The sequence below is a fragment of the Lutibacter sp. genome, from assembly GCF_041596795.1.
GTDB lineage: Bacteria > Bacteroidota > Bacteroidia > Flavobacteriales > Flavobacteriaceae > Lutibacter.
On the sequence record NZ_JBFHHX010000038.1, the window covers coordinates 1 to 25,503 of the forward strand.

The 25,503-nt window shown below is 29.3% G+C and carries 17 protein-coding genes, 1 tRNA gene and 1 pseudogene; 13 read left to right on the forward strand and 6 right to left on the reverse strand.

The features are described 5' to 3' along the window. The first annotated feature begins 258 nt into the window (after window positions 1-258). Complete coding sequence (locus ABY298_RS06550; protein ID WP_372745212.1) at window positions 259-1,281, forward strand: LacI family DNA-binding transcriptional regulator; 1,023 nt, start codon at window positions 259-261, stop codon at window positions 1,279-1,281. 72 nt (window positions 1,282-1,353) lie between these two features. On the opposite strand, the gene ABY298_RS06555 is transcribed toward ABY298_RS06550, so the two are convergent. The 5 genes from ABY298_RS06555 to ABY298_RS06575 form a co-directional block, all read right to left on the reverse strand. Continuing rightward, complete coding sequence (locus ABY298_RS06555) at window positions 1,354-3,297, reverse strand: sialate O-acetylesterase (protein ID WP_372745213.1); 1,944 nt, start codon at window positions 3,295-3,297, stop codon at window positions 1,354-1,356. A 164-nt stretch (window positions 3,298-3,461) separates the two neighbouring features. Next, window positions 3,462-4,901: a glycoside hydrolase family 30 beta sandwich domain-containing protein gene (locus ABY298_RS06560; RefSeq protein WP_372745214.1), complete on the reverse strand. Its 1,440-nt coding sequence runs from the start codon at window positions 4,899-4,901 to the stop codon at window positions 3,462-3,464. A 202-nt stretch (window positions 4,902-5,103) separates the two neighbouring features. After that, window positions 5,104-5,958 carry a hypothetical protein gene (locus ABY298_RS06565; RefSeq protein WP_372745215.1) on the reverse strand — a complete coding sequence of 285 codons (855 nt, stop codon included), beginning with the start codon at window positions 5,956-5,958 and terminating at the stop codon, window positions 5,104-5,106. A gap of 19 nt (window positions 5,959-5,977) precedes the next feature. Beyond that, window positions 5,978-7,489 (reverse strand): RagB/SusD family nutrient uptake outer membrane protein, encoded by a 1,512-nt coding sequence (locus ABY298_RS06570; protein ID WP_372745216.1) that lies wholly within the window; start codon window positions 7,487-7,489, stop codon window positions 5,978-5,980. A gap of 12 nt (window positions 7,490-7,501) precedes the next feature. Next, complete coding sequence (locus ABY298_RS06575) at window positions 7,502-10,540, reverse strand: SusC/RagA family TonB-linked outer membrane protein (RefSeq protein WP_372745217.1); 3,039 nt, start codon at window positions 10,538-10,540, stop codon at window positions 7,502-7,504. Window positions 10,541-10,849: 309 nt separating this feature from the next. On the opposite strand from ABY298_RS06575, the gene ABY298_RS06580 reads away from it, so the two are divergent. The 10 genes from ABY298_RS06580 to ABY298_RS06625 all read left to right on the forward strand — a co-directional run bounded on the left by ABY298_RS06580 (window position 10,850) and on the right by ABY298_RS06625 (window position 23,891). Beyond that, complete coding sequence (locus ABY298_RS06580) at window positions 10,850-13,738, forward strand: LuxR C-terminal-related transcriptional regulator (protein ID WP_372745218.1); 2,889 nt, start codon at window positions 10,850-10,852, stop codon at window positions 13,736-13,738. A gap of 232 nt (window positions 13,739-13,970) precedes the next feature. Then, a complete protein-coding gene (locus ABY298_RS06585) occupies window positions 13,971-15,050 on the forward strand; it encodes a tyrosine-type recombinase/integrase (RefSeq protein ID WP_372745219.1) in 1,080 nt (359 codons plus the stop codon). Window positions 15,051-15,053: 3 nt separating this feature from the next. Further along, window positions 15,054-16,031: a hypothetical protein gene (locus tag ABY298_RS06590; RefSeq protein ID WP_372745220.1), complete on the forward strand. Its 978-nt coding sequence runs from the start codon at window positions 15,054-15,056 to the stop codon at window positions 16,029-16,031. 156 nt (window positions 16,032-16,187) lie between these two features. Beyond that, entirely contained in the window at window positions 16,188-16,469 is a 282-nt protein-coding gene (locus ABY298_RS06595; protein ID WP_372745221.1) for a helix-turn-helix domain-containing protein, read from the forward strand. Between the two features lie 4 nt (window positions 16,470-16,473). Then, the gene (locus ABY298_RS06600; protein WP_372745222.1) at window positions 16,474-16,833 is read left to right on the forward strand and encodes a hypothetical protein; all 360 of its coding nucleotides are present in this window, start codon (window positions 16,474-16,476) and stop codon (window positions 16,831-16,833) included. After that, window positions 16,817-18,019, forward strand: coding sequence for a primase-helicase family protein (locus ABY298_RS06605; protein ID WP_372745223.1), 1,203 nt, complete (start codon window positions 16,817-16,819; stop codon window positions 18,017-18,019). The genes ABY298_RS06600 and ABY298_RS06605 overlap by 17 nt, the downstream gene beginning before the upstream one ends. Before the next feature lie 767 nt (window positions 18,020-18,786). Continuing rightward, on the forward strand, window positions 18,787-21,720 hold the full coding sequence (locus ABY298_RS06610) for an Eco57I restriction-modification methylase domain-containing protein (RefSeq protein ID WP_372745224.1): 2,934 nt from the start codon (window positions 18,787-18,789) through the stop codon (window positions 21,718-21,720). A 69-nt stretch (window positions 21,721-21,789) separates the two neighbouring features. Next, complete coding sequence (locus ABY298_RS06615; RefSeq protein WP_372745225.1) at window positions 21,790-22,122, forward strand: type II toxin-antitoxin system RelE/ParE family toxin; 333 nt, start codon at window positions 21,790-21,792, stop codon at window positions 22,120-22,122. Between the two features lie 10 nt (window positions 22,123-22,132). After that, window positions 22,133-23,233 (forward strand): ImmA/IrrE family metallo-endopeptidase, encoded by a 1,101-nt coding sequence (locus ABY298_RS06620; RefSeq protein ID WP_372745226.1) that lies wholly within the window; start codon window positions 22,133-22,135, stop codon window positions 23,231-23,233. A 10-nt stretch (window positions 23,234-23,243) separates the two neighbouring features. Further along, entirely contained in the window at window positions 23,244-23,891 is a 648-nt protein-coding gene (locus ABY298_RS06625; RefSeq protein WP_372745227.1) for a hypothetical protein, read from the forward strand. 341 nt (window positions 23,892-24,232) lie between these two features. On the opposite strand, the gene ABY298_RS06630 is transcribed toward ABY298_RS06625, so the two are convergent. Continuing rightward, window positions 24,233-24,314, reverse strand: a tRNA-Leu gene (locus ABY298_RS06630). 124 nt (window positions 24,315-24,438) lie between these two features. Here ABY298_RS06630 and ABY298_RS06635 point away from each other — a divergent pair. Together ABY298_RS06635 and ABY298_RS06640 are read left to right on the forward strand one after the other, a co-directional pair. Then, window positions 24,439-25,380, forward strand: a complete 942-nt coding sequence (locus ABY298_RS06635; RefSeq protein WP_372745228.1) for a ribose-phosphate pyrophosphokinase — start codon at window positions 24,439-24,441, stop codon at window positions 25,378-25,380. A gap of 21 nt (window positions 25,381-25,401) precedes the next feature. Next, window positions 25,402-25,503 (forward strand): annotated as a pseudogene (locus ABY298_RS06640) (50S ribosomal protein L25); the annotation flags it as partial.

Genomic DNA, 25,503 nt, shown 5'->3' on the forward strand with positions numbered 1-25,503 from the left:
GAATCGAATATATACACAATTGATGCTTTACTGTTTAAATTTATCATCGAAATCGATTTCGATTTTACCGAAAACGATTTCGATTTTAGATTTTTGACAATTTATTTTACATAATTTAATTAAAAAAAGAATTTGTATTACTGTAAAATATTAAAGAAAAAGCAATCCTAAATAATAGCAATTTAAAAATTGTGAAGATTTTTTTAAGTGTGAGCTTAAAACTTAATTTAAAGTAAAAAAATTACTTAATTTTACCCTATGGCAGAGGTTACATTAAAACAAATTGCTGAAGAGCTTGGTATTTCAGTTACAACAGTTTCAAAAGCTTTAAAAAATTACGATGACGTGAGCCCAAAAACTAAGGCTGCTGTGCTTAATCTTGCTCAAAAACTAAATTACCAACCTAATTCTTTTGCTGTAAATCTTCGAACAAAGGAATCTAAAACAATTGGTTTAATTATTCCTGAAATTGTACACCATTTTTTCTCAAACATTGTAAATGCAATTATTGAAAAGGCCGAACAAAAAGGATATTTGGTAATTATTTTGCAATCAAACGAATCAGAAGAATTAGAAAAAAAACAAATAGATTTATTGTTAAGCAAAAGAGTTGATGGTATTTTAATGTCCTTATCAAATAACACAAAAGATTTAGAACATCTAAAAAAAGTGTTGAGTCACAAAACTCCTTTGGTTTTATTTGATAAAATTTCAAAAGCAATTGATTGCTCAAAAGTTATTATTGATGATAGAAGTGCAGGTTATGATGCCACAGAACATTTAATTAAATCTGGATGTAAAAAAATTGCTCATTTTAGAGGTCCTTTAAATCCGCAAGGTTCTATTGATCGTTTTTTAGGATATAAAAAAGCATTGGAAGATTACAATCTAAAATTTGATAGTTCAATTGTATTTACTTGTGAAAAAGTAAGTTTTAATGAAGGGTATGAATTTGCAAAAAAAATACACACAGAACATAAAGATGTTGATGGAATTTTTGCAATTACCGATTTGGTTGGTATTGGCGCTGTAGCTTATTTTAATGAAGTTGGTGTTAAAATACCCGAACAAATTGGCATTATTGGTTTTAGTAATTGGTTTATGGCTAGTGTTATTTCTCCTTCTTTAAGCACCATAGATCAACCAGGTTTTGAAATGGGAAAAAAATCTTTAAAATTATTATTAAAAGAAATTAAGGCAACCAAAAAAGGAAATCAAATACAGCACCAAACTGTTGTTTTACCAACAAAAGTTATAAAAAGAAATTCTACTGCATTTTAATTAAAACAAAAAAAAGCCTAACTCTTTAAACAAGTGTTAGGCTTTTTTTATTATTTGCTAAGTGTTTTTTCTCTAAAATTTATAGGTAGCGTTTATTGTACTCATTGCCCAATCATCAGTTCTAAAAGGTACCGCAGGAAAACCTTCTTTATTAAATAAATTACTTGCTGAGGCATCACCATTCCAACCAAACCTTGCAGCAATTGGTTTTTTAACATGCTCGCTAAAAACAATCACCTTATTATTTTTTATATAAGCCTTTGCAGGATAAAATTTTTGATCATTTCCAGCAATTTCAAATCCACTAATAGTTGATTCTAAATTACCAGCAACCAATCCGCCTGCCACATTATTAAACTGAATACTAATTTTATTTTTGATAATTTCCATAGAATTATACATAGGTCCAGAACAAATCATTGGTTTCTTATAAATAGTATTTAAAGCTATAGAAGCTAATCGTTCTCCAACAGTTTGCTTATTGGTTGGATGAATATCGTTTGGATTTCCCACATCTGTAGTTACAACCATTCCCGTATTAGGAACTTGCAAGGTTTTGGTTTGTGCCTCTCTAAGTTCTGCCCAACCACTACCTGTATTACTATCTCCATCAGAAATAAATGTTGCTAATTGCACGTAGTAAAAAGGAAATGTTCCTCTTCCCCATTTTTCTCTCCAATCTTTTATTAACAACGGAAATGTTTTTTGATATTCAAATGCTCTAGTAACGTTTGATTCTCCTTGATACCAAATAACGCCTTGAAAAGCAAATGGAATTAAAGGATTTATCATTGCATTATAACATAACGATGGGTAATCGTTAAAATTTACACCATCGTAAATAGATTCAACTCTATATTTCCAATCTCCACTTAACGGAATCACTTTTTCTCCAATAGTTAACTTAAATTCTGCTGCATCTCCATAAATTCCTCCACTTGATGAATTATCCATTACTCTTATTGAAATTACATTTCTACCTTCTTTTAAAATATTGCTGCTAATTTTATATTCTCTTTTAATGTCCCAACCATCAGTTCTTCCAACTTCCACACCATTTATATATGTAATATCAGCATCATCAATACCAGGAATTTCTAACAAAATATCTGTATTAACCTCATCTTTAGAAAGTATAAAGTGTTTTCTTAACCAAATTACACCATCAAACTCACCCAATTCTTGTGTTTCCCAAATTTCAGGTTCATTCATAGTTAACCAAGCACTATCATCTAAATCTAACTCTTTATATGTTTCAACTTTAGCTGTTGAAAATTTAGCGTTTTGCAATTCTTCAATTTTTTTTATTGAAGCAGCTATTTTATACTTCGATAAAGTATCTAAATGCACTTTTGGCATTGTAGCAATTAATTCTTTAAACTCTTCACTATTTTCAAATGCTTCTCTACTCATCCAAGTTTCAATAATAGAGCCACCCCAAGATGCATTAATTAAACCTATCGGAATTTTTAGCTGATCATATAACTGTTTAGCATAAAAATAACCAACTCCGGTAAAATTAGATGCCGTTTCAGAAGTACACACCTCCCAAACACCAGTACTAATATCAGAATTTGGAAACGAATTAATTTCTTTTGGAATTTTTATATGACGAATATTAGAATAGTTTGAAGCATTTTCTATTTCAGCAATTGCATTATCAGATTGTCCAACTAATAATTCCATATTAGATTGTCCGCTACAAATCCACACTTCACCCACTAAAATATTGCTAATATTAATAGTGTTTTTACCCTTTACAGTTAAATTGAATGGGCCGCCAGCATTTTCCGGATTTAAATACACCATCCATTTTCCGGTAGCATCTGTTTTTGCATGTTTAATTTGCTGGTTAAAACTAACTTCAATAGTATCATTTGCTTTAGCCCAACCCCAAACAGGAATAGTTGTATTGCGTTGCAAAACCATGTTGTTGCTAAATATTTTAGCTACTGTTACTTGCGAATTTATAGTGCAACTATAGCAAAGCACTATTAAAATCTGAAAATATTTCATTCTATAAAAATGTTAAATTTTAAAACTTTTAAGGATAATAATCAAGCCAATTTAAGAAACCGCTGCTTTCTTATTTATCTTTAGAAAACAGCAGTATCACCTCAACTTAATTAAAAAATATACTATTGTAAAACGTACTTTAGTTTTTTCACCTTTTTCTGATTTTACCAAATATAGGTACCAACCGAGCCAGCTTGTAATGAAGTAACAAACCACTCACCATTAAAATTAATATTAAATATTTCATTGGTATCTCCATCATTTTCAACTATTAAAACATATTTACCTTCAGGTGTTTTAAAAGCCGCATTTTGTAAATTTCCAACTATATTACTTGAAATTCTTGTGGATCCTGTTGGAACAAATTTTGATGCATGACCAATAATATAAAAACCAACATTTTGAGTGTAAGATGAACTTCCAGAAACTGTAATAGCTCCTTTACACGTTGTACAACCACCATCTGTATGTGGTCCATAACTAGTGTTGTTTGCTAAATTCCACTCTAATGCAGTTTTACTCCAATTTCTCATTGAACCAATAACTACATTTTTTAAATGCCATTTTAAGTCGCCACCAAAGTCGCCACTACTTGATGTGTATTGTTCTGTAAAATAAACATCCTTATCTGAATGTGCATTTTTAACTGTAGACAGGGCACTAATATCGCCTGCATATAAATGAAAAGCAGACCCAGAAATAAATGCTTTTGCATCTGCATCATTTAAAATACTAATTGGATAAGTTGTGTTATCACAATTATGATCGTAAATAATAATTTTTGTAGTAATACCAGCAGTTTTAAACGCAGGACCTAAACTATTTTTAATAAAGCTAGTTTGCTGTGCTGCCGACATATACATGCTTGGGTTATTTCCCGCATGTAACGGCTCATTTTGAGGTGTAATAGCATCAATAGTAATACCTTCTAATTTCATTTGCTGAATGTATTTTACTAAATATTGCGCATATACATCGTAATATTTTGCTTGAAGACTTCCTCCAATGGTACTATTATTATCTTTCATCCAAACTGGTGCAGACCAAGGAGTTCCCATTATTTTAATTGTTGGATTTATTACCAATATTTCCTTTAACAACGGAATTAAATTCTCCATATCTGGCGCTAAACTAAACTGATCAAGATTTAAATCTGTTGTTCCACTAGCAATATCATTGTATGAAAAAGTTGAACTATCTAAATCTGAAGCACCAATACTTATTCTAAGGTAACTTATAGAAATACCATCATTATCAACACCAAATAACTTTTGCAATAATTCTTGTTTCTTTTCTGAATTTAATTGATTAATAACCTCCGCACTTCCACCTGTTAATGAAAATCCAAAACCATCAACAGTTTGATATTTTAGAGATTCATTTACTAAAATTGACGTATAATTATTATAATCGCTTCCAAAAGCCAATACCCCAGATTGTTTTGTTAATTTTACGGATCCATCCGATTTTGTTAACCAAAAATCTACTTCATTTACTATTTCCGGTTGTGTTGTTGTTGATTCCGATTCGTTACTTCCATCACCCGAATTTTTGCTGCAACTCACCAAAGAAAAGAACAATGCTAAAAGTATTAAATGCCTCATTTTACTGTAATTTTAAATTAATTGTTTAAACCATTTTTTAATGTTAATACCATAACATAAAAAGTAGTTTTTTATTTTAAAAAAGGACTGTCTAAAAAATAAATTTCAGGTTCTTAGAGTTATTAAGGAATGCTGATATTCTGAAAATAAATTAAGAACAACTACACGCAATATTATTTAGACAGTCACTTTTGTTGATTATTTATTTTTTTCTAAACTGAACATCTTTAATAGTAATTGTAGGGCTTCCTTCACTACCACATTTTATTACCAAATAAACAGTACCACTTGTTGTAAAAGTAATAAAACCATCATTACTTCCGCATCCAACAGCACTTATTAGGCCATCAAAAGGAGTTAAACCACACCCTGCCCAGGTGTTAATTGAGCGCACAACGGTTCCTTTATTATAGTCAGATCCTTGTACTGGTACGGTTGCAGAAGCATACACTTCAAACCACGTATTTACTAGGCCTGCTGGTGAAGATACATTCATATCTATTTTATACTTTTGATTAGCTTCTACTTGAACAGCTTGATAAATTGCTTGTTGAGACCAACCACCACCGGTAGTAACACTTACACTACCAGTATTAAAAGTCCAAAAATCTCCATTACTTATTTTTAAAACTGTCCACTTTGCGTGATCTTCAGCAGTTTCAAAAAGACCTCCTTGAATTACATTTGCTGCAGGATCTGAAGTAGCTACCACAACATTTTGTTCTGCAACATAAGATTCACCTCCAATACCAATAGCATAATGTTTTACCGTGTAAGTACCAGCATCGGGAAAATATATTATTTCTTCTGATTTTCCCAAAAAAGCCTCTTCTCCATTACCTATATCCCATTTTGAAGTGATATAATTGGTAGCTAAAGCTTTAACTAAATATTTATTTACTTCTCCTTCAACCGGAGCTATAGTAAAACTTGCATCTAACTCTTCTCCTACTATTCCGTTTCCTGTTTCAATATCGTCTGGCTGACATGCGGTAAATAAACCGGCTGTTAGCACTACAAAAAATAATAGACTGGTTACTAATTTTATTTTTTTCATTTTTTTTCAATTTAAACAATTAATACCCTGGATTTTGAACAATTACTGAATTTTCTAATTCTTTCTCTGGAATTGGTAAAACTTCATTCTTACCAGCTATAAAACCTCTTGATGCTAATACTGTTGAAGCTTTTCCTGTTCTAACCAAATCGAACCAACGGTGTCCTTCACACGCCAATTCTTTTCTTCTCTCTAGAGCAATTGCATCTAAACTTACTGGAGTAGAAGGCAATCCTACTCTTGCTCTAACTGCATCTAACAATGCTTGCGCTCTTGCTCCGGTTCCACCCAACGCTTCTGCTTCCAATAAATAAGTATCTGCCAATCTTATAATATATGTATCTTGGTAAAAATTTAATGTTGGATCTCCGCCCTCTGTTGTAGCATCTGATTTTAAAGGTGCAAATTTTGCCATAAAATACCCTGTATTTGTTGAGGCTTCGTTTACCGATGAATATCCAATTACTTGTCCGCTTTCCATTAATGCTTTTACATCAATAATTGTTGCATCAAAACGAGGATCATCTTTTAAAACATCATACAAACTTTGAGTTACTGTGTTTACACCCCAACCAGGATAATAATCTGGTGCTGTTGAACCCACACTTCTTGTATAATCTCTAATTCCAACCATTATATTAAGAATATTACCTTCGGTTCCAAACCCAAGACCAGACCAGTCTGCTCTTCCAGCTTCTGTATGCACATCTTCTAAAATACTTTCTGAGTTAAATTTATTTTTATGAACCCATAAATCTTTAAAATTATCTAATAATTTATATCCATACGGACTAGTTTCTCCAGGAGTACCATTTACTTCAGCCAACTGCTCAGCAGCTTCAGTTAATTTATTATTGTATACATATACTTTACCAAGCATTGCTTTAGCCGCACCTTTTGTCCATCTTCCTCCTTCGGTTGCTACATCAATTGAAATTGGCAACAACTCAATAGCTTCTAATAAATCTTTTTCAATTTGAGCGTATACTTCCTCTTTTGATGCTTGAGGATAGGTTTGCGCTTCAACTGGCGAAATAGTTTTGGTCATTAATGGAATATTTCCAAATAACCTTACCAAATTAAAGTGATAGTACGCACGCATAGCTTTGCATTCTCCTTCAAATCTTAATTTTAAACTTTCATCCATAGAAACATCTGGTAATTTTTGAAGCAATGTATTTGCTCTAAAAATTCCTTGATAATGGTTGCTCCAGAATGCTCTTGGCATATTTGAAGGTGTTAACTGATGGTATGAGAAAAGAGAAATAGCATCACCAGCAACAGAAGCTCCGTAATTATCATCTGATCCTGCATTCATAAAAGAAATCATATTATCCCAGCTAGAAGAGTTAAAACTCATAACATCGTAAACTGCAATTAATGCTGAATATGCTTCCGCTTCATTTTGATAATATGTTTCCTCTAGTGAGGTTCCTTTAGGTGTAATTTCTAAATAATCTTTATCACAAGAAAATAAGAAAGTACTTAGCACACTAAAAATAAATATATATTTAATATTTTTTGTTTTCATAATGTTTTTAAATTAAAATTGAATGTTAGCTCCAAACATAAAAGACCTAGCTTGAGGGTAATAACCTCTATCTATTCCAAAAGTGCTTCCTCCAATTTCAGGATCATATCCTGTATAATTAGTAAATGTTATTAAATTTTCTGCTGTTACAAATAATCTCAGTTTTTGAGCGCCAATTTTACCTATAGCAGATGTTGGTAATGAATACCCTAACTGAATAACTTTTAAACGTAAATAATCACCATCTTCTAAATAAAAATCTGAAAAACGACCAAAATTTAAGTTAGTATCAGCAGTAGTTAATCTTGGATACGAATCTGAAGTTCCTTCTCCAACCCAACGATTTAAAGCTTTTGTTTGATAATTTGGTGCAGATCCTAAATCGATTCTTCTTAAACCTTGGAAAATTTTATTTCCTGCAGCTCCTTGAAATGACATGTTTAAATCAAAACTTTTGTAATCTAAGTTAAAATTAAAACCAAAGGTATATTTTGGAATTGGACTTCCTAAATATTGTTTATCGGCATCTTCAATTTTTCCATTTCCATCGGTATCTACCCAACGGAAATCTCCAGGCTTAGCATTTGGTTGAATAATAGTTCCTTCGCTATTTGTATACGCATCAATTTCTGCTTGATTTTGGAAAATACCGTTGGTTTTAATACCATAAAACGTATTTCTTGCCATTCCTATTTCGGTTCTAGTTAAGGTTCCCATAGATTGAAAACCTACACCTCCGGTAATATATGTTTTTCCTTGACCTAAATAGGTAACTTCATTTTCTAAATAAGAAATGTTTCCGCTAGCTCTAAAGTTTAATTCACCAAATTGCTTATTAAAACCTAACTCTAATTCAACACCTCTATTTTCCATATCGGCAATATTTCCTAATGGTAAACTTGATGCTCCAACAAAACCAGGAATTTCAACGCTTTGTAAAATTCCGGTAGTTTTTTTCTTATAAAACTCTACGGTTAAATCTAATACGCTAAATAATTTAGCATCTATTCCAATATTAGTTTGCGTTGTTTCTTCCCATTTTAAATCTGGATTTGAAGGCGCATCTGGGCTAGTTCCTATTTGCACTTCTCCATCTGTTCCTAATGGGTAATTATTACCTCCAGAAACTAATGCTAAGTAACCAAAATCTCCAATAGCATCGTTACCAGTTACACCATAACCACCTCTTACTTTAAGCGTGTTAACAATAGCGTTTTCTTTCCAAAAATCTTCTTTTGATGCTACCCATCCTGCAGAAAAAGAAGGGAAAATACCATATTTATGATTAGATCCAAATCTTGAAGAACCGTCACGTCTAATAACTCCGGTTACTAAATATTTTTCTTTATAATCGTAATTTACTCTTGAAAATAAAGATGTTAACTTGTGAAGATCACTTGTATATGAAGTTCCAAATTTATCGCTTTCGGCAACATCATATGTAAATGAAGCCAATTTATAATCGTTTGTTGGTAAACCTTTATAAGTTGTGCTAGATCCGTAAGCATCATTATCAACATACACACCTTGCCCCAATAAAACTGTAAAATTATGATCGTTAATTTGTTTGGTATAAGAAACTACATTTTCATTATTCCAACCAAAACTTTTATTCATTGTTCTATTAATAGTATTTTCATCATTAATATTATTACCATTTAAATAGTACATTGGTGTAAAACCTTCAAATCCCCAATAACTTAATTTAGCACCTAAAGTTGATCTAAATTTTAAACCTTCTATTGGAGCAAATTCTAGATAAGCATTTCCAACCAAATCATCGGACCAATTGTAATTTCCTAATCTAGTTTTTACATAGGCCAATGGATTTGTCATGTTGTTTTGAACAATAGTTGAAATTCCGTAAGGATTCCCATTATCATCTGTCATAACAGCATTTCCTAAATATGGAATTCCACTAGCTTTCACAGGGTCAGTTTCAACTAACGGAGTAATAGGATCTAAATGTAACGCTGAACTTAAAGGACCACCTTGCTCTGCATTTGTATTTCCAATATTTAAAGTTTTTTGATGAGAATATCCTAACGTTTGACCTGCAGAAAAAAGGCTAGAGATTTTGTGCGTGGAATTTAAACGCATACTTTTTTTATTTAAACTTGAAATTGCTGGTGTAACAATACCTTCTTGTACTTGCACACCAAATGATGCGTAAAAATTAGACACATCATTTCCACCACTTAAACTTATTTCATGTGATGATCTTTGTGCGTTGTCAACAAAAATAGCATCTTGCCAATCGGTACCTTTTCCATATGAACTTGGATCGGCATAAATAATTTCTCCACCTCCATTTACAGATTGTTCATTCATAATAGTAGCATACTCTGTAGCATTTAGTAAACTTAATTTTCTTGCAGCGCCAGAAATACCAGTATAACCACTATACCCAACATTTAATTTTCCTGATTTTCCTTTTTTAGTAGTAATTAAAATAACCCCTCCAGCAGCTCTAGCTCCATAAATTGCCAAGGAAGCTGCATCTTTTAATACTTCAACCGATTCAATATCCGATTGATTTACAAATCCTATACCACCATTATCAACAATAACACCATCAATTACCCAAAGCGGATCGTTACCAGCTTCTGTAAAAGTGGTAATTCCACGCATTCTTATTGTTGAAGAAGAACCTGGCTGACCAGCATTTGCTGCAATAGTTAAACCAGCTACTCTACCTTGCAAGGCTTGTTCTACACGTCCGCTTGGTAAATTTTCAATATCCTTAGCTTTCACCGCAGATATTGCTCCTGTTACAACACTCTTTTTTTGAGTTCCATAACCAACTACCACAACTTCGTCTAGTGCTGCACTGCTTGTTTGTAATACTATTATTAAAGGACTTTTTGTTATAGTTACCTCTTGTGTATTATATCCCATAAAAGAGACAACTAATGTTGTAGCATTTTCAGATACTTCAAATGAAAATTTTCCATCAAAATCGGATGAAGTTCCGTTTTTTGTTCCTTTTTCAATAATGGAAGCACCTGGTAAGGCAAAATTCTCTTCAGATGACAGAATAGTACCGGACACAGTTTTTTTATTTTGTGCCGAAACTATTACAAAACTGAAGCATAAAAAAAGAAAGAAAATCAATCTTAATTTTTCTGTTTGTAATTTTAATTTCATAATAATTAATACGTTTTATTTTGGTTAATAATCGAATAGCGTAAAACTATATTTTAAAAAAACAACTCCATATTATTGCAATACGCTTTAATTACACCTTAAAAAGTTTCAATTACGTCAATCCTACATTTTTTTTGTTTATTATCTAATAAATAGCTATTTAAACAGTTTTTTTATTACATTTGATTCCCATTTTTAAAACTATTTTTTTGTATGATTGGTAAATATTCTTTTGCTTTTTTACTGTTTATTTCGTGCACAATTTATGGTCAAATTGAAACTTCTTTTTTAAAAAAAGTTAAATCATCCGTAACAGAAGCTATTAGTTTTGATAGAAATGATTTTAAATCTGACTCTCAATTTTGGACAATGGTTGAAGATGAAGATGGCTTGTTAATTTTTGGAAATAACACTGGCCTTTTAATTTATGATGGAGAATATTGGAAAAGCATTATATTACCTAATAAATCTTCTGTTAGAAGTTTATTAATAGATAAAAACGGATTAATTTGGGTTGGAGCGTACAATGAAATAGGAAACTTAATTAAAGATAAATATGGAAATTACTACTACAAATCTTTAATAGATGAACTTCATTTAGGCACTTTTAATTTTGAAAACACATGGAATATACACGAATTTAATAACAAAATAATTTACAGAACTTTTAAAGAACTTATTGTTATTATGGGTAAATCTGTTACTCATATTAAAGCAAAACATTCTTTTGTATATTCTGAAATAGTGCATGGTAATTTAATTGTTCAGGATGCAGAAAATGGAATTTTTTCTTTAAACAAAGAATGTGACAAACTAACCTTGCTTTATAATTCCGAAATAATTAAAAACAATACAATTACAGCAACCTTTCCTATAAACAACAAAAAATTTTATTTAATAAGTGAAAAAGGGCGGATATTTTTAGCTGATTTAGTTTCTAAAACAATTACAAAAAAAACAGAATTATTTGAAAACGGCCCTGTTGACCCAATAAATTGTGGTATTCAAAAAAATGATTCTACCTTACTTTTAGGAACCTTAAGCTCTAAAATAATTGAATTTAAAAAAAATGGAACTGTTTCTAAAAGCAACATCACTTTTCCAAAAGTTAAAAATAATACGGTTCTAAATTTCTACAAATTAAAATCTAACAACATTTGGGTACTTCAAAACAATGGAATATCATGTTTAGATTTTAACTCTCAATACGCAAATGTATTTGACTACGCTTCTGTTTACGATATATTAATAAAAAATGAAACCATTTATTTAGCAACAAATGAAGGTGTTTTTTATCTTAATAATTTTAATGCATTAAACTTTAAAATAAATAAAATTGAAGATTTACCAGGCCAAGCTTGGTCTTTATCAAAAGTTGATGATGAAATTATTATTGGGCATAATAATGGAATTTTTGTTCTTAAAAACAACATTATAAAACAAATAGATAACAGCACCGGTTTTTGGAAAATAACACCTGTAAAAAATAAAAAAAACTTATTTCTTGCATCTGGCTATAACGGCTTATTTTTATTAAAAAAAGAGAATTCTAATTGGGTTTTAACACATCAAATTAGTGGTTTTGACGAATCAACCAGAGATATTCTACCAGCAAACGAACCCAACACTTATTGGGTGTGCCATGGCTACAAGGGAGTATACAGATTAGTTATAAATGCAGATTTTACTCGGGTAGAATCTGTAGAGCACTTTACTACCAATAACGGATTTAAATCGTACCTTAATATTAATGTTGTAAACTACAACGGTAAAATTGTATTTACTACCAACAACGGCATTTACACTTTTAACGAAAAAACAAAAACTTTTGTGCCTGAAAAAACATTAAATGCAATATTAGACCCTTCAAAAAATACCCGTAAATTGTTATACACCCCAGAAATAACTTGGTTTGTGCAAGATGATGAAGCTGGATACTTTTTAAATAAAGATAAGCAACTTATAAAAGCGCCCTTTTTAAATTTAAAAGGAACTTTTAATGAAGGTATGGAATGTGTTTTACCATTTAACAACTACACATTTATGGGTACAAGTGAAGGAATGTTTTTATATGACATTAATAATTATAGCAATCCAAACACATTAACATCATTTAGTACAATAACCTATACTAAAGGAAATAGTAAAAATTATGCACTACTACACTCCGCTAAAAATATAGAAATACCAAATAATACAGATATTTTAAGGTTTGAATTTAGCGCACCTAAAATAGCACCTTACACAAATGTTCAATACAGTTATTTTCTTGAGGGTTTAGATGAAGATTGGTCGCCTTGGTCCGCAAACCCTTTTAAAGAATATACAAAACTAGGTTACGGTAACTATTTGTTTAAGGTAAAAAGCAGAAGTAATACTGGCGTTGTAGGAAAAGAAGTTTCATATAAATTTACAATACTTCCGGCTTGGTATCAAACTAAACTTGCCTTTATAATTTATTTACTACTAATTTCTACTTGTATTTATATATTATTCAAACTCATTTCAAAAAAAATAGAAGGAGAAAAAAGAAAAACGAAACTAGAAACCTTAAAAGATCAAAAACTAATAAGACTAGAGCTAGAACAACTTAAATTATCAATTGAAAAAAATAAAATTAAAGAAGATAATACCCTTTTAGAAATGAATTTAATTGATAAAAGCAAGGAATTAGCTAATTATACCTTATTACTTAGTAAAAGAAAAGAAGCCTTTTTAGAACTAAGTAACGATTTAAAACAACTAAAAGAAATTGTTAAAAATAGCGAATCGAAGCATAAAATTGTTCAAATATTTAAAAAGCTAAACCAAAATAGCATTGGCGACAAATATTTAGAAATTTTTGACGTTAATTTTGAAAGAGTTCATAATAACTTTTTTAAAGAATTAAAACATATTGACCCTTCTTTTTCTCAGCGCGATTTAAGATTATGTGCTTTAATTAAAATGAATTTATCAAATAAAGAAATTTCGCACATTTTAAACATTTCTAATAGAGGTGTTGAAACTGCGAGATATAGAATTCGCAAAAAATTAAATTTACCTTCATCAGAAAGCCTATCGTTATTTTTAGAAAATTTAACGTTAGAAACTACTGAGTAAATCAATTTTAAAGATTATTAATTATAAAAATAAAAAAGCCTAACTACTTTAAAATAGTTAGGCTTTTTACAAGTACCCCGGGTGGGTACATTTTCCATTATTATGGGATAACAAGAACCCATAAAAAGCCCATAAACAAAGAGGTTGTTAAAAACAAAAAAATATTTTTATCCCATAATTCGCTCTTTTTTACTTATTTTTGTTACTATATTGTTACCGAAAAAAGAAAAAAATGACAATCAAACTCCGTCAAAAAAAATTAGCCAAAGGCGCTATTAGTTTTTATTTAGATATTTATAATAATGGTAAAAGAACCTATGAGTTTTTAGAGGTGAAAATTTTTGCAACTGACGAACCCAATATAAAGAAACAAAAAAAACAAATTGCAGAGTTATTAAGAGCTAATAAAGAAGTAGAATTATTATCTAACCGAACGGACTACGTTCCTGAACATAAAATCAATACTAACTTTTTTGATTTTGCAAATACATTTATTTCTAACTATCAAAAAAAAGACGTTAGAATGATAAATGCAGCTTTGGAAAAATTTAAAGAGTTTCACAAAAGCAAAAACCTATATGTCTCTGAAATAACTCCAGTATTGATGTATGGCTTCAAAGATTATTTGAATTATAAAAGCGGCTTAACTGGAGAAACACCTCATAATTACTTTACCCGTTTTAAAAAAATACTAAGAGATGCAGAGCTAAAAGGGTTATTAAAAAAGAACCCCACATCAGAGATATTATTTAAAAAAAATAGTAGCGACTCATCGCTTAAAAAACAAGTTTTAACTACTGAAGAACTTCAAATTTTAGCTAAGGTGAAATGTGGAAATGAAAATGTTAAAAAGGCCTTTTTATTCGCTTGTTTTACTGGACTTGGTGAAGCGGAATTAAAAGTTTTAAAATGGAGTAATATATCAAATAACCAACTTACCACCATTAGAGAAAAAACAAATCAAAAAGTACAATTAAAATTAAAGGAAACTACTCAAAAATTACTTGGTGAACGAAAAGAAAAAAAGGAAACTATATTTAATTTAAAAAATGAAAATAATAATTTCCTTTCAACGAATGCAATAAATAAATGCATTAAAAATTGGGTTGAGAGAGCTGGAATTGATAAACATATTACCTTCTATTGTGCAAGGCACACCTTTGCTACTCAATTACTACAATACGGTGCTAATTTAAAAACTGTTGCAGACGCAATGGGTCACACTTCAACAAAAAGTACAATTAAGTACTTAAATTATATTGAAAACTTAAAAGACGAAGCTATTGATAATTTACCAGATATAAAATTTTAAAAAATGAAAGAAAAGGATTTTACATTACTTTATGAAACTACTTATAATACTTATTTAGACCAATATATTGATGAAATTGAAAATTTTTATAAAATAGCTAATAAGGAAGGAGATGCTCAAAATTACGCTTATAATTCTTGCTTAAATTTATTGGAAAATAAACGTAAAGGATTAAAAATAGGACTAGAACCATTCGCTTCAATTTATGCTATATATAAAAATAGAGCTTCAAAAGTTCGAAATAACAATTTAAATATATTATACACTAAACATATTAAACCACTTGAGGATAAATTAGGTTTGGAAATAAACAATGAATTATACGAATATTTATTAGAAGAATTTGCAATTTCAGAGGCCTCAAATCGTGTATATTCTTGGTTTAGTAATTGGCATACAGTTTATAAAATGATGTTTGAATTGAATGACTTTTCTGACTTTAAGATAATTAGAAATTCTAGTTTTAGCGAAGCTTCAGATATTTTTAAAAAGTATCACGAAAAATTATATCCGATTTGCTATGTGAATAAAGGAAAAGAGGGTGAAGTGCAAAAAAATAAAATAAACAACTTTAATCAAGTTGAGGGTTATGAAGATGAAATTAAAACTTTATATGGAGATTTTATAGAGTATTACATTAATGGAGCGACTACATCTTATGATGATTATGTAAATGTTTTCTTTAAAAACTGGGATGAACATAATTCATTAATAAATTTTTCTTGCTCGACTCAAGAAGCCTCATTACTGCTTTTTAAGTTAATGAATTTTTTTTCAGATTTAACCTATACAAATATCGGAAAATCCAAAGTTTTCAAATTAAAAACTGGGAGTATTTTGACAAGTTCAAATTATGGAAAAAGAATAGCTCCTTTTAATCCAAAATCTGGTAATTTACATTTAACACCTAGACAAAAGAAAATGCTTCAAAGAGCAAATAGTATTGTAGATTTAATAAAATCGAAATCTTTTAAAGATTGAAAAACGTCATAAAACGTCACAAATGACTCATTTGTGACGTTTTAGATATCCCCTCCCTAAGAAAGAGAAAATAACTCTCAAATTTGCACTGTCCTAGAGATAAAAAGGGACGTGCACGTTCCATATTATTAATATTTTTTAAAATTATTTAATATTATGGAAGAAGAAATCTTTCAAAAGTTAGAAGAAATAAATAATAATTTATTTTTTCAAAAAACAGTATTGTCATTTGACGAAGGATGTAGGTATTGCAGTATTTCAAAAAGCAAAATGTACAAACATACTTCTTCAAACAACATACCCTATTACAAACCAGAAGGGAAGCTAATTTTCTTTAAAAGAGAAGAGCTTGACCAATGGTTGTTAAGAAACCGACAATCATCTATGGATGAATTGCAACGTGAAGCAACAAAATATTCATTAACTAAAAGACGATAGTAATATGAATACTTTGAAAAACAAAAAGAAAAGTTTCGCAAGTGATATAGATTATCATTTGTCAGAAATTGAAACAGATTTAAGTAGAGCTAAATTTGATAATAATAGAAATATTAATCTAACTAGGCTTTTTGACAATCTATTGAATAGAGTGGCCTTTTTAAAAAAACTCGCATTAAAAGAACCTAAAGCGTATTTTAATACAATTTATTCCGAAATGAAGAGATTGTATAAAGAAGCCTTTGGAGAGCTTGACGGTTTTTATGTGAAAATTTCATTTAAAGAAAATCCTGACTCTTCTAAAATGGGGATTATAAAATTATCTATAAATAAAAAAGTGATGCAAGATGAAAAAGGAGAATAGTTATTTAAGAATAGGCACAGATTACTACAAAAAGGGGTTAGTACCCCTTTTTAGTGGTGATACTTTTAATACGTTGTTAAAGTGGAATAAAAGTGAAATTGTTACCGATGAAGGAAAGGACTTTTTACAAGAAATTGAAAAGTACGATGGTTTTTGTTTAATTCCTTCTCATACGGATTATAAACAACAAACTTTAGGCTATTATAACAGATACGAAAAAGTTGAACATCAATTTTTAATGGGTGATTTTCCCAAAACAAAAATGTTTTTAAAGCACATATTTGGTGAACATTTTGATTTGGGTATAGATTATTTAACCATACTTTGGAAACACCCAACACAAGTACTTCCAATTTTATGTTTAGTTAGTGAAGAACGAAAAACTGGTAAAACAACATTTTTAAACTGGTTAAAACTTGTTTTTCAAGGAAATATGACCATTAATAAAAATGAAGATTTTAGAAGTCGTTTTAACTCGGATTGGGCATCTAAATTAATTGTTTCTGTTGATGAAGTTTTATTAGATAAAAAAGAAGATAGTGAGCGAATTAAAAACTTAGCAACAGCAGTTAGTTATAAAATGGAGTCTAAAGGAGTTGATAAAGTTGAAGGGTTTTTCTTTGGAAAATTTATTTTGTGCTCTAATAATGAGGAAAATTTTATAATAGTTGATAAAGATGAAATTAGGTATTGGGTACGAAAAGTTCCTTCATTACCTGATAAAGATGAAAACCCTAATCTTTTAAGTGATTTAGAAAAAGAACTACCTTATTTTATGTTTTATTTAAATGGAAGAAGAATAAAATCTCCTAAAAAAACAAGAATGTGGTTTACAAAAGAACAAATTTTCACAGAGTCATTAAAAAAACTTGTAAAAGGAAATACCACTTATTTGAATAAGGAAATTCAAGAGATAATTATTGATGCTTTTATCAGATTTGAAGTTAATGAATTAAAATATTCATTAAGTGATTTAGTGGAAATTTTATCAAAAAACAACATAAGAGTTTCAACTTCAAAAGTTTCAGAGGTTTTAAAAAACTATTTTAATATTGAAAGTAAAAACGGCTCATACTCCAAGTATTACTTATCATTTCACCCAAATAGTAATTCAAGTTTTGTTGAAGAAGTAAAACAGAAAGGTAGGTATTTTACATTTAGAAAAGAAGATTTTATAAAAGATTGAATTTTCTGTTGATTTGTTGACTTAGTGTTTTAACGTGCTTATAATTAGCAAACTAAGCGGTAACATTAAGTCAACATTTTGTCAACTTCTATAAATTTAAAATAGTTAAAATATTGCATAAATTATTTTGTTGATGCAATGTTGAACAAAAGTTATTATTTAAGGTATTGATTATTAAATATGTAAGTTAATTTTCAACAAATCAACAAAGATTTTTACATTTGTAAAACGCTACTCGGGTAATTCCTTGTAATACGTTTCAACTCTAAAGTGTATTTCCTGTTAGACTGTATCTCTCAAGGCAATGGCTTTAGAGTTTTTTCAACAAAAATCAATTGCAACATCATTGTATTTCTGTTGTATATATCAAAAATCAATTAAAAAAGCATTGAAATTAATCTATTTATGTTTTTTGAACGTGTTTCAACAACAATCAATCACCATTGAAACAACAATCAATAATAATTGAAATCGCAATCAATTGCCATTGAAATAGTATCAATAATCATTGAAAATGCTTCAATAACCATTGCAACAACAATCAACAACCATTGAAAAGGTATATTTAATTCTTTATTTTTTTCTGTTGAACTCTTATAAAACAAGCATTTGTAGTGTGTTTCACGTTTCAACAATAAAAAAAAACAATGCTACAACAACAATCAACAACCATTGCAACAAATAAAATAGCTTAAATGTGAATTGAAGTTTTATTCATAACTTAAATATCTTTATTTTAGTTGCTCAAAAAATTGTAACAATTAGCTATGTCGTTTTTTCAATCTTCTGTAGTCACAAAACAACTACAAACTCAAAATAAGGAAACTATTGCAATTAAGTGGAATGTATTTAAAGAACACTTTCACAATCCAGTAATTCAAGAGAATATACGAAATAGCAAAGAAGAGCAATATCAAGGTGAGTTTTTAATCGATTTATTTGTAAATGTATTGGGTTACACTAAAAACCCAACACCAGACTTTAATTTAACAACCGAATACAAAAACGTAAAGGATAGTAAAAAGGCTGATGGTGCAATTATTATAAATAACATAGTAAGAGCAGTTATAGAATTAAAAGGTACTAATACAACCGATTTAGGCAAAATAGAAACACAAGCCTTTGGATATAAAAACAACCAACCAAGCTGCACGTATATAGTAACTGCAAATTTTGAGAAACTTCGCTTTTATATAGATAATGCAGTAGACTATATAGAATTTAATTTATTTACACTTACAGAAAAGGAATTTGAAGTATTGTATTTGTGTTTAGGCCTCGAAAACATTGAAAAAGATATTCCTAAAAAAATAAAAAACCAGTCTATAAGTCAAGAAGATGCAATTACAAAAAAGTTATATAATGATTATTCATTATTTAAACGTGAATTGTATCAAAATTTAGTGAAGCTAAATCCACAATTTGAGCCGATTGATTTATTTAAAAAATCTCAAAAGTTATTAGATCGGTTTTTGTTCTTGTTTTTTGCTGAAGACAGACAATTATTACCTCCAAATTCAGTGCGTTTAATATTAAACCAATGGAAACAATTACAAGAATTAGATGAAGAAATACCTTTATACAATCGTTTTAAAAAGTATTTTGAGTATTTAAATACTGGGTTTAAAGGTAAAAAGTACGATGTATTTGCTTACAATGGTGGTTTATTTAAACCAGATGCAATTTTAGATAACATAAAAATTGATGATAAGTTACTTTTTAAACACGCTAAAAGCCTTTCTGAATACGATTTTGAAAGTGAAGTTGATGTAAATATTCTAGGACATATTTTTGAAAATTCATTAAACGAATTAGACGAAATAAAAGCAGAATTAGAAGGTGAAACAATTGATAAAACAAAAACAAAACGCAAAAAAGACGGTGTTTTTTATACACCAAAATACATTACAAAATACATAGTAGACAATACTGTAGGAAAGTTATGTAGCGAGAAAAAAACGGAGTTGCAACTAAATGAAGATGATTATGCAACAGATAAAAAACGCCAAAAGAAAACCATAAAAGGCTTAATAGATAAGCTAACCGAATACCGCAATTGGTTGTTGCAACTAACTATTTGCGATCCAGCGTGTGGTTCTGGTGCATTTTTAAACCAAGCATTAAATTTTTTAATAGACGAGCATAAATATATAGATGAATTACAAGCCAAATTATTTGGTGATGCAATGGTGTTGAGTGATGTTGAAAAAAGCATTTTAGAAAACAACTTGTTTGGTGTTGATTTAAACGAAGAAAGTGTTGAAATAGCTAAACTAAGTTTGTGGTTACGTACTGCACAACCAAACCGAAAATTAAACGATTTAAACAATAATATTAAATGTGGCAACAGTTTAATTGATGATGTAGCAATTGCAGGAGATAAAGCCTTTAATTGGCGACAAGAGTTTCCTCAAATATTTACCAAAGGTGGTTTTGATATTGTTATTGGGAACCCTCCATATGTTAGAAGAACTCAATTAAATGAAGTAGTTAAAATGGGCTTAGAAAAAGAATACTATTCTGCATTCAAACAATATGATTTATATGTTTTGTTCAACGAATTAGCCTTAAATATTACTAAATTAAATGGTGTAATTGGTTTTATTCAACCCAATAAATTTTTATCGGCTGAGTACGGTTTTAAAATTTTAAATTTAATCATAAATAACTCTGAGATTTTAAAGATATATGATGTTTCTTTAGATAAGGTTTTTAGTGAAGCATCAGTTTATCCTTATATTTTCATATTTCAAAAGACAAGTTTTAATGTAGATTTTGAAAATGTTAATGTAAACCTTTTTAATTATTGCAGAGATGAAGATTTACAGGGGTTTGATAATATTATTAAATCTAAAAACATAATCAAAAAAATTGAATTAAATTCAAAAAAAATTACTGAATTAACTAATTCTATTAAAAGAGGTGTTCCAAATTCTAAATTGGATTTTATTGAAAATTCAAGTTTAGTTGGAATAAAATCTACATTATTGGAATATCCTTATTATTTACCAAAATCAGAAGTTTATATAAAATATTTAGACCAAAAAGATTTAATCATTAAAGTTAATGAATTTAGTAATAAATTTATTTTATTACCTAGAACTACTTTAAAAATAAGAGCAGTAATTAAACAAGAAACTGAACATATATTAGATAGGATTTATTATTTTAAGATAGATAATGAAGATTATTTATTTGATTATGTTTTGTCAATTATAAATTCAAAAATCACTACATTTTATTATGATAATATCTATGGTAGTACAAAAATAGGAGGAGGTTACATCGACTTAAAAGGCTCACAGATTGAAAATTTTTTAGTTCCTATTTGTGTTTTAAAATCTCAGCAAATTTTCAAAAAGAAATCAGATTTGATGTTTAATTTATATCAGAATTTCAATGAAAATAAACTGAAATTCCAACGCACAGTACAACGTAAATTTGAGTTAGATGTATTACCAAAAAAACTACAAGATTGGTATTTGCTAAACTTTACCCAGTTTGTAAAAGAACTTGCAAAAAAGAAAGTTAAATTAAGCCTTAGTCAAGAAGCTGAGTGGGAAGATTACTTTTTAGCCGAGCAACAAAAAGCAACAATGCTAAAACAACAAATACAAACAACAGACAACGAGATAGATGCTTTGGTTTATGAGTTGTATGGGTTAACAGAGGAAGAAATTAGAATAGTTGAGGAAAGTTAATGAATTAAAAATTTAACAAAAAAATAAAAATTATTAACATTTAGTGTTAATAAAAATATATATATTTGCATGAAAATTACATTTGACGATAACAAATTAAAAAAGTATGCTAATGATGATAGGTTGGCTGAAAGAAAATTGGGAAAACGAGAAGCTCAACTTTTTAAACAACGACTTGACGAACTAGAGGCTTCACAAACTTTAGAAGATGTTAGACATTTACCAGGCAAATACCACGAATTAGTGGGCAATAGAAAAGGACAATGGGCTTGTAATTTAGTTCATCCTTATAGATTAATTTTTGAACCTCACGAAGACCCAATCCCTACCAATGAAGACGGTCAATATCTCTGGATTGAGATAAAAGGAGTTGAAATTATAAAAATTGAAGATTATCACTAAAAAAAGAAAAATGGCTACTACCACACAATATTACCCTCAAACTGTTTCACATCCCGGCACAACTTTAGTTGAAATTTTGGGAGAAAAACAAATGGGTTCAAAAGAATTTGCTGTTAGAACTGGCAAACCAGAAAAAACAATTTCGGATGTTTTAAATGGTAAAAGTGGAATTACCCCAGAAATGGCAGTTTTATTTGAGCAAGTTTTAAAAATACCTGCACATTTTTGGATAAATAGACAACGAGCTTACGATGAATACTTAGCAAGAATTGAATATCAAAAAACAATAGAAGAAGGAATTGAATGGTCTAAAACTTTTCCTTATGCTAAAATGGCTTCATTGGGCTGGGTTGAACCAACGCTTAAAAAAGAAGCTAAGGTTATTAATTTATATAACTATTTTGGGGTTTCTAATACAAAAGGTTATTACGACTTCTATCATCATCAAAAATTGTTAGTTAACTTTAGAATTTCATTAAAAGACAATGAAAATTCAGGCGCTATTTCAGCTTGGTTAAGACAAGGGGAAATTCAAGCTGATAATTTAAATGTACCTAAATTTGATAAAAAGAAGTTATTTGAGATACTTCCAAAACTAAAAATGATGATGGTTTCACAACCAACTGATTTTTTTCGTCAAATACAAGATTTATGTAAATATGCTGGTGTAAAAGTTGTGCATACTCCTTGTTTGCCAAAAGCACCAATTCATGGTTCAACAAGATGGTTTGGAGATGTTCCTTTAATTCAATTAAGTGGACGTTATAAGAGAAATGATATATTTTGGTTTACATTCTTTCACGAAATTGGGCATATTTTGCTTCATGGTAAAAAATATATTGCCATTGAAAATATTAAGTACGAGGGGGAAAATGCAATTTATGAAAATGAAGCAAATGATTTTTCTGCAAATTTATTAATGAGTAAAGAGCAAGAAAAAGAAATATTATCTAATTGCAGTTTAACGGAAAAGGATGTTATAAATTATGCTGAAAAGTTTAATACGCATCCAGCTATTATTATTGGAAGATTGCAGCATTTAAAATTAGTTCCTTTTGGATTGGGAAATAATTTATTTAATTCAATTGATTTTTGTTCAGAGCAAAAATAATTAAACAAAAATGAACCAAGAAACTATCTTTAAATCTATTGTTGAACACTTAAAAAGTGTAATTGACAGCGATTATCCTAATGATAAAAAAGCAGGCGAATATAGGAAAGTTATGGAACATGCTTTCCAAGACCTTCTAGGTTTAGAAAATACATATTTTAAAAAGCATGAATATTTATCTGCAATAAATAATAGTCCAATTCTTTTTGACAAAAAAATCACGACTAAATTCAATCTGCTTTTTGATTATTTTAGCAAGTGGAATCACTATATAAAGGACTCAAATTTATCAATTGATGAATTAGATAAACACGAACAGAAACTAATTCAACTTATAGAGATTGCTTTTAACTCAAAGCTAGATATTGATGAAAATATAAAAAATGAAGTATTTAAAGTGAAAATTATTCAGAATATTCCAAAAAAGGATTTTATAAATGATTTTCCTCAAGCTAATAAATTAGAGCCTAAGAAAAGTTCTGTTGAAGATAGCGTCAAGGGCGAAATTAATTATCAACCTAATATTGGAGATTATCTTTCCATTTACATTAATAGTTTTAAAGAAACGTTTAAGGAAATTGAAAAAGAAAATGCAGATAACCCTTTAAAACTAAGGAGGGATAAAATCCTTGGAATAAATCGAAATAAATCAAAATAAATATTTTGGTTGAGTTTCTGATAATTAAATTATCAGTTAATAAAATTAGAAGATAGTCAATTAAATTCAAAAACGACAGTAAATTGTGTTCGCTTATTTTGAATAAAGTCTATTTTTAATGATGATAATTGTAATTTAGAAGATATTTCAAAATTTTATACATTTGAACTACAAAAGTGACTCAACTACTTATTTATAAAGGGTTTTCTGTTTTTTTTAATTCAATATTTTTTAATAATATATAATAGTATTTTTCACATAATAACCTTTAATTTGTTACTATATTGTTACTTTTAAAAATGCAAAAACCTGATAATCAATTGATTATCAGGTTTAATAAGTACCCCGGGTGGGAATCGAACCCACACTCCCGAAAGAACTGGATTTTGAATCCAGCGCGTCTACCAATTCCGCCACCGAGGCATTTTCTTACGGTGTGCAAATTTATAATATTTTTTTATCTAAATCCTAAATTTTTTAAAGAAGTTCATCAAATACTATATAAATAATTTTAAATTTGCACCACAAACAACAACACAACAACAAAATGGAAAACTGTCAACTAGAACCAAAAATTTTTGCCTGTAGGCAAAGCAAAGAATTAGCCATAGAAATAGCCAAGCATTACGGCTCAGATTTAGGAAATGTAGTTATTTCTAATTTCAGTGATGGTGAATTCCAACCAGCATTAGTTGACTCAGTAAGAGGACGACGTATTTTTATTGTTGGATCTACCTTTCCAAATTCAGACAATTTAATGGAAATGCTATTAATATTAGATGCAGCTAAAAGAGCTTCTGCACGTCATATTACCGCAGTAATTCCGTATTTTGGATGGGCTCGTCAAGACAGAAAAGATCAGCCTCGTGTTGCAATTGGCGCAAAATTAGTTGCAAATTTATTACAAGCAGCTGGAGCAACTAGAATAATGACCATGGATTTACACGCAGATCAAATTCAAGGTTTTTTTGAAAAACCAGTAGATCATTTATATGCTTCTACCATATTTTTACCTTATATAAAAAGTTTAAATTTAGAAAACATAACAGTTGCATCTCCAGATATGGGAGGCTCTAAACGTGCTTACGCGTATTCAAAATACTTAGAAAGCGAAGTGGTAATTTGCTACAAACAACGCCTAAAAGCCAATGTAATTGATACAATGGAGCTAATTGGTGATGTTGCAGGAAGAAATGTAATATTAGTAGATGATATGATTGATACTGGTGGAACACTTACCAAAGCAGCAGATATAATGATGGAAAAAGGAGCTTTAAGTGTTAGAGCAATTTGTACACATCCTATACTTTCTGGTAACGCTTATGAGCGAATAGAAAAATCTAAATTACAAGAATTAATAGTTTCTGATACAATTCCCTTAAAAAGAGCATGTTCTAAAATAAAAGTTGTATCTTGCGCCCCTTTATTCGCTGATGTTATGCATAAAGTACAGGATAACAGATCGATAAGTGGACAATTTTTAATGTAAATAATAATTAAATATAAATAAATGCAATCAATTACAATCAAAGGATCTCAAAGAGAAAGCGTGGGTAAAGTAGCTACTAAAGCCTTACGTAATGCTGGAAAGGTACCTTGCGTATTATACGGA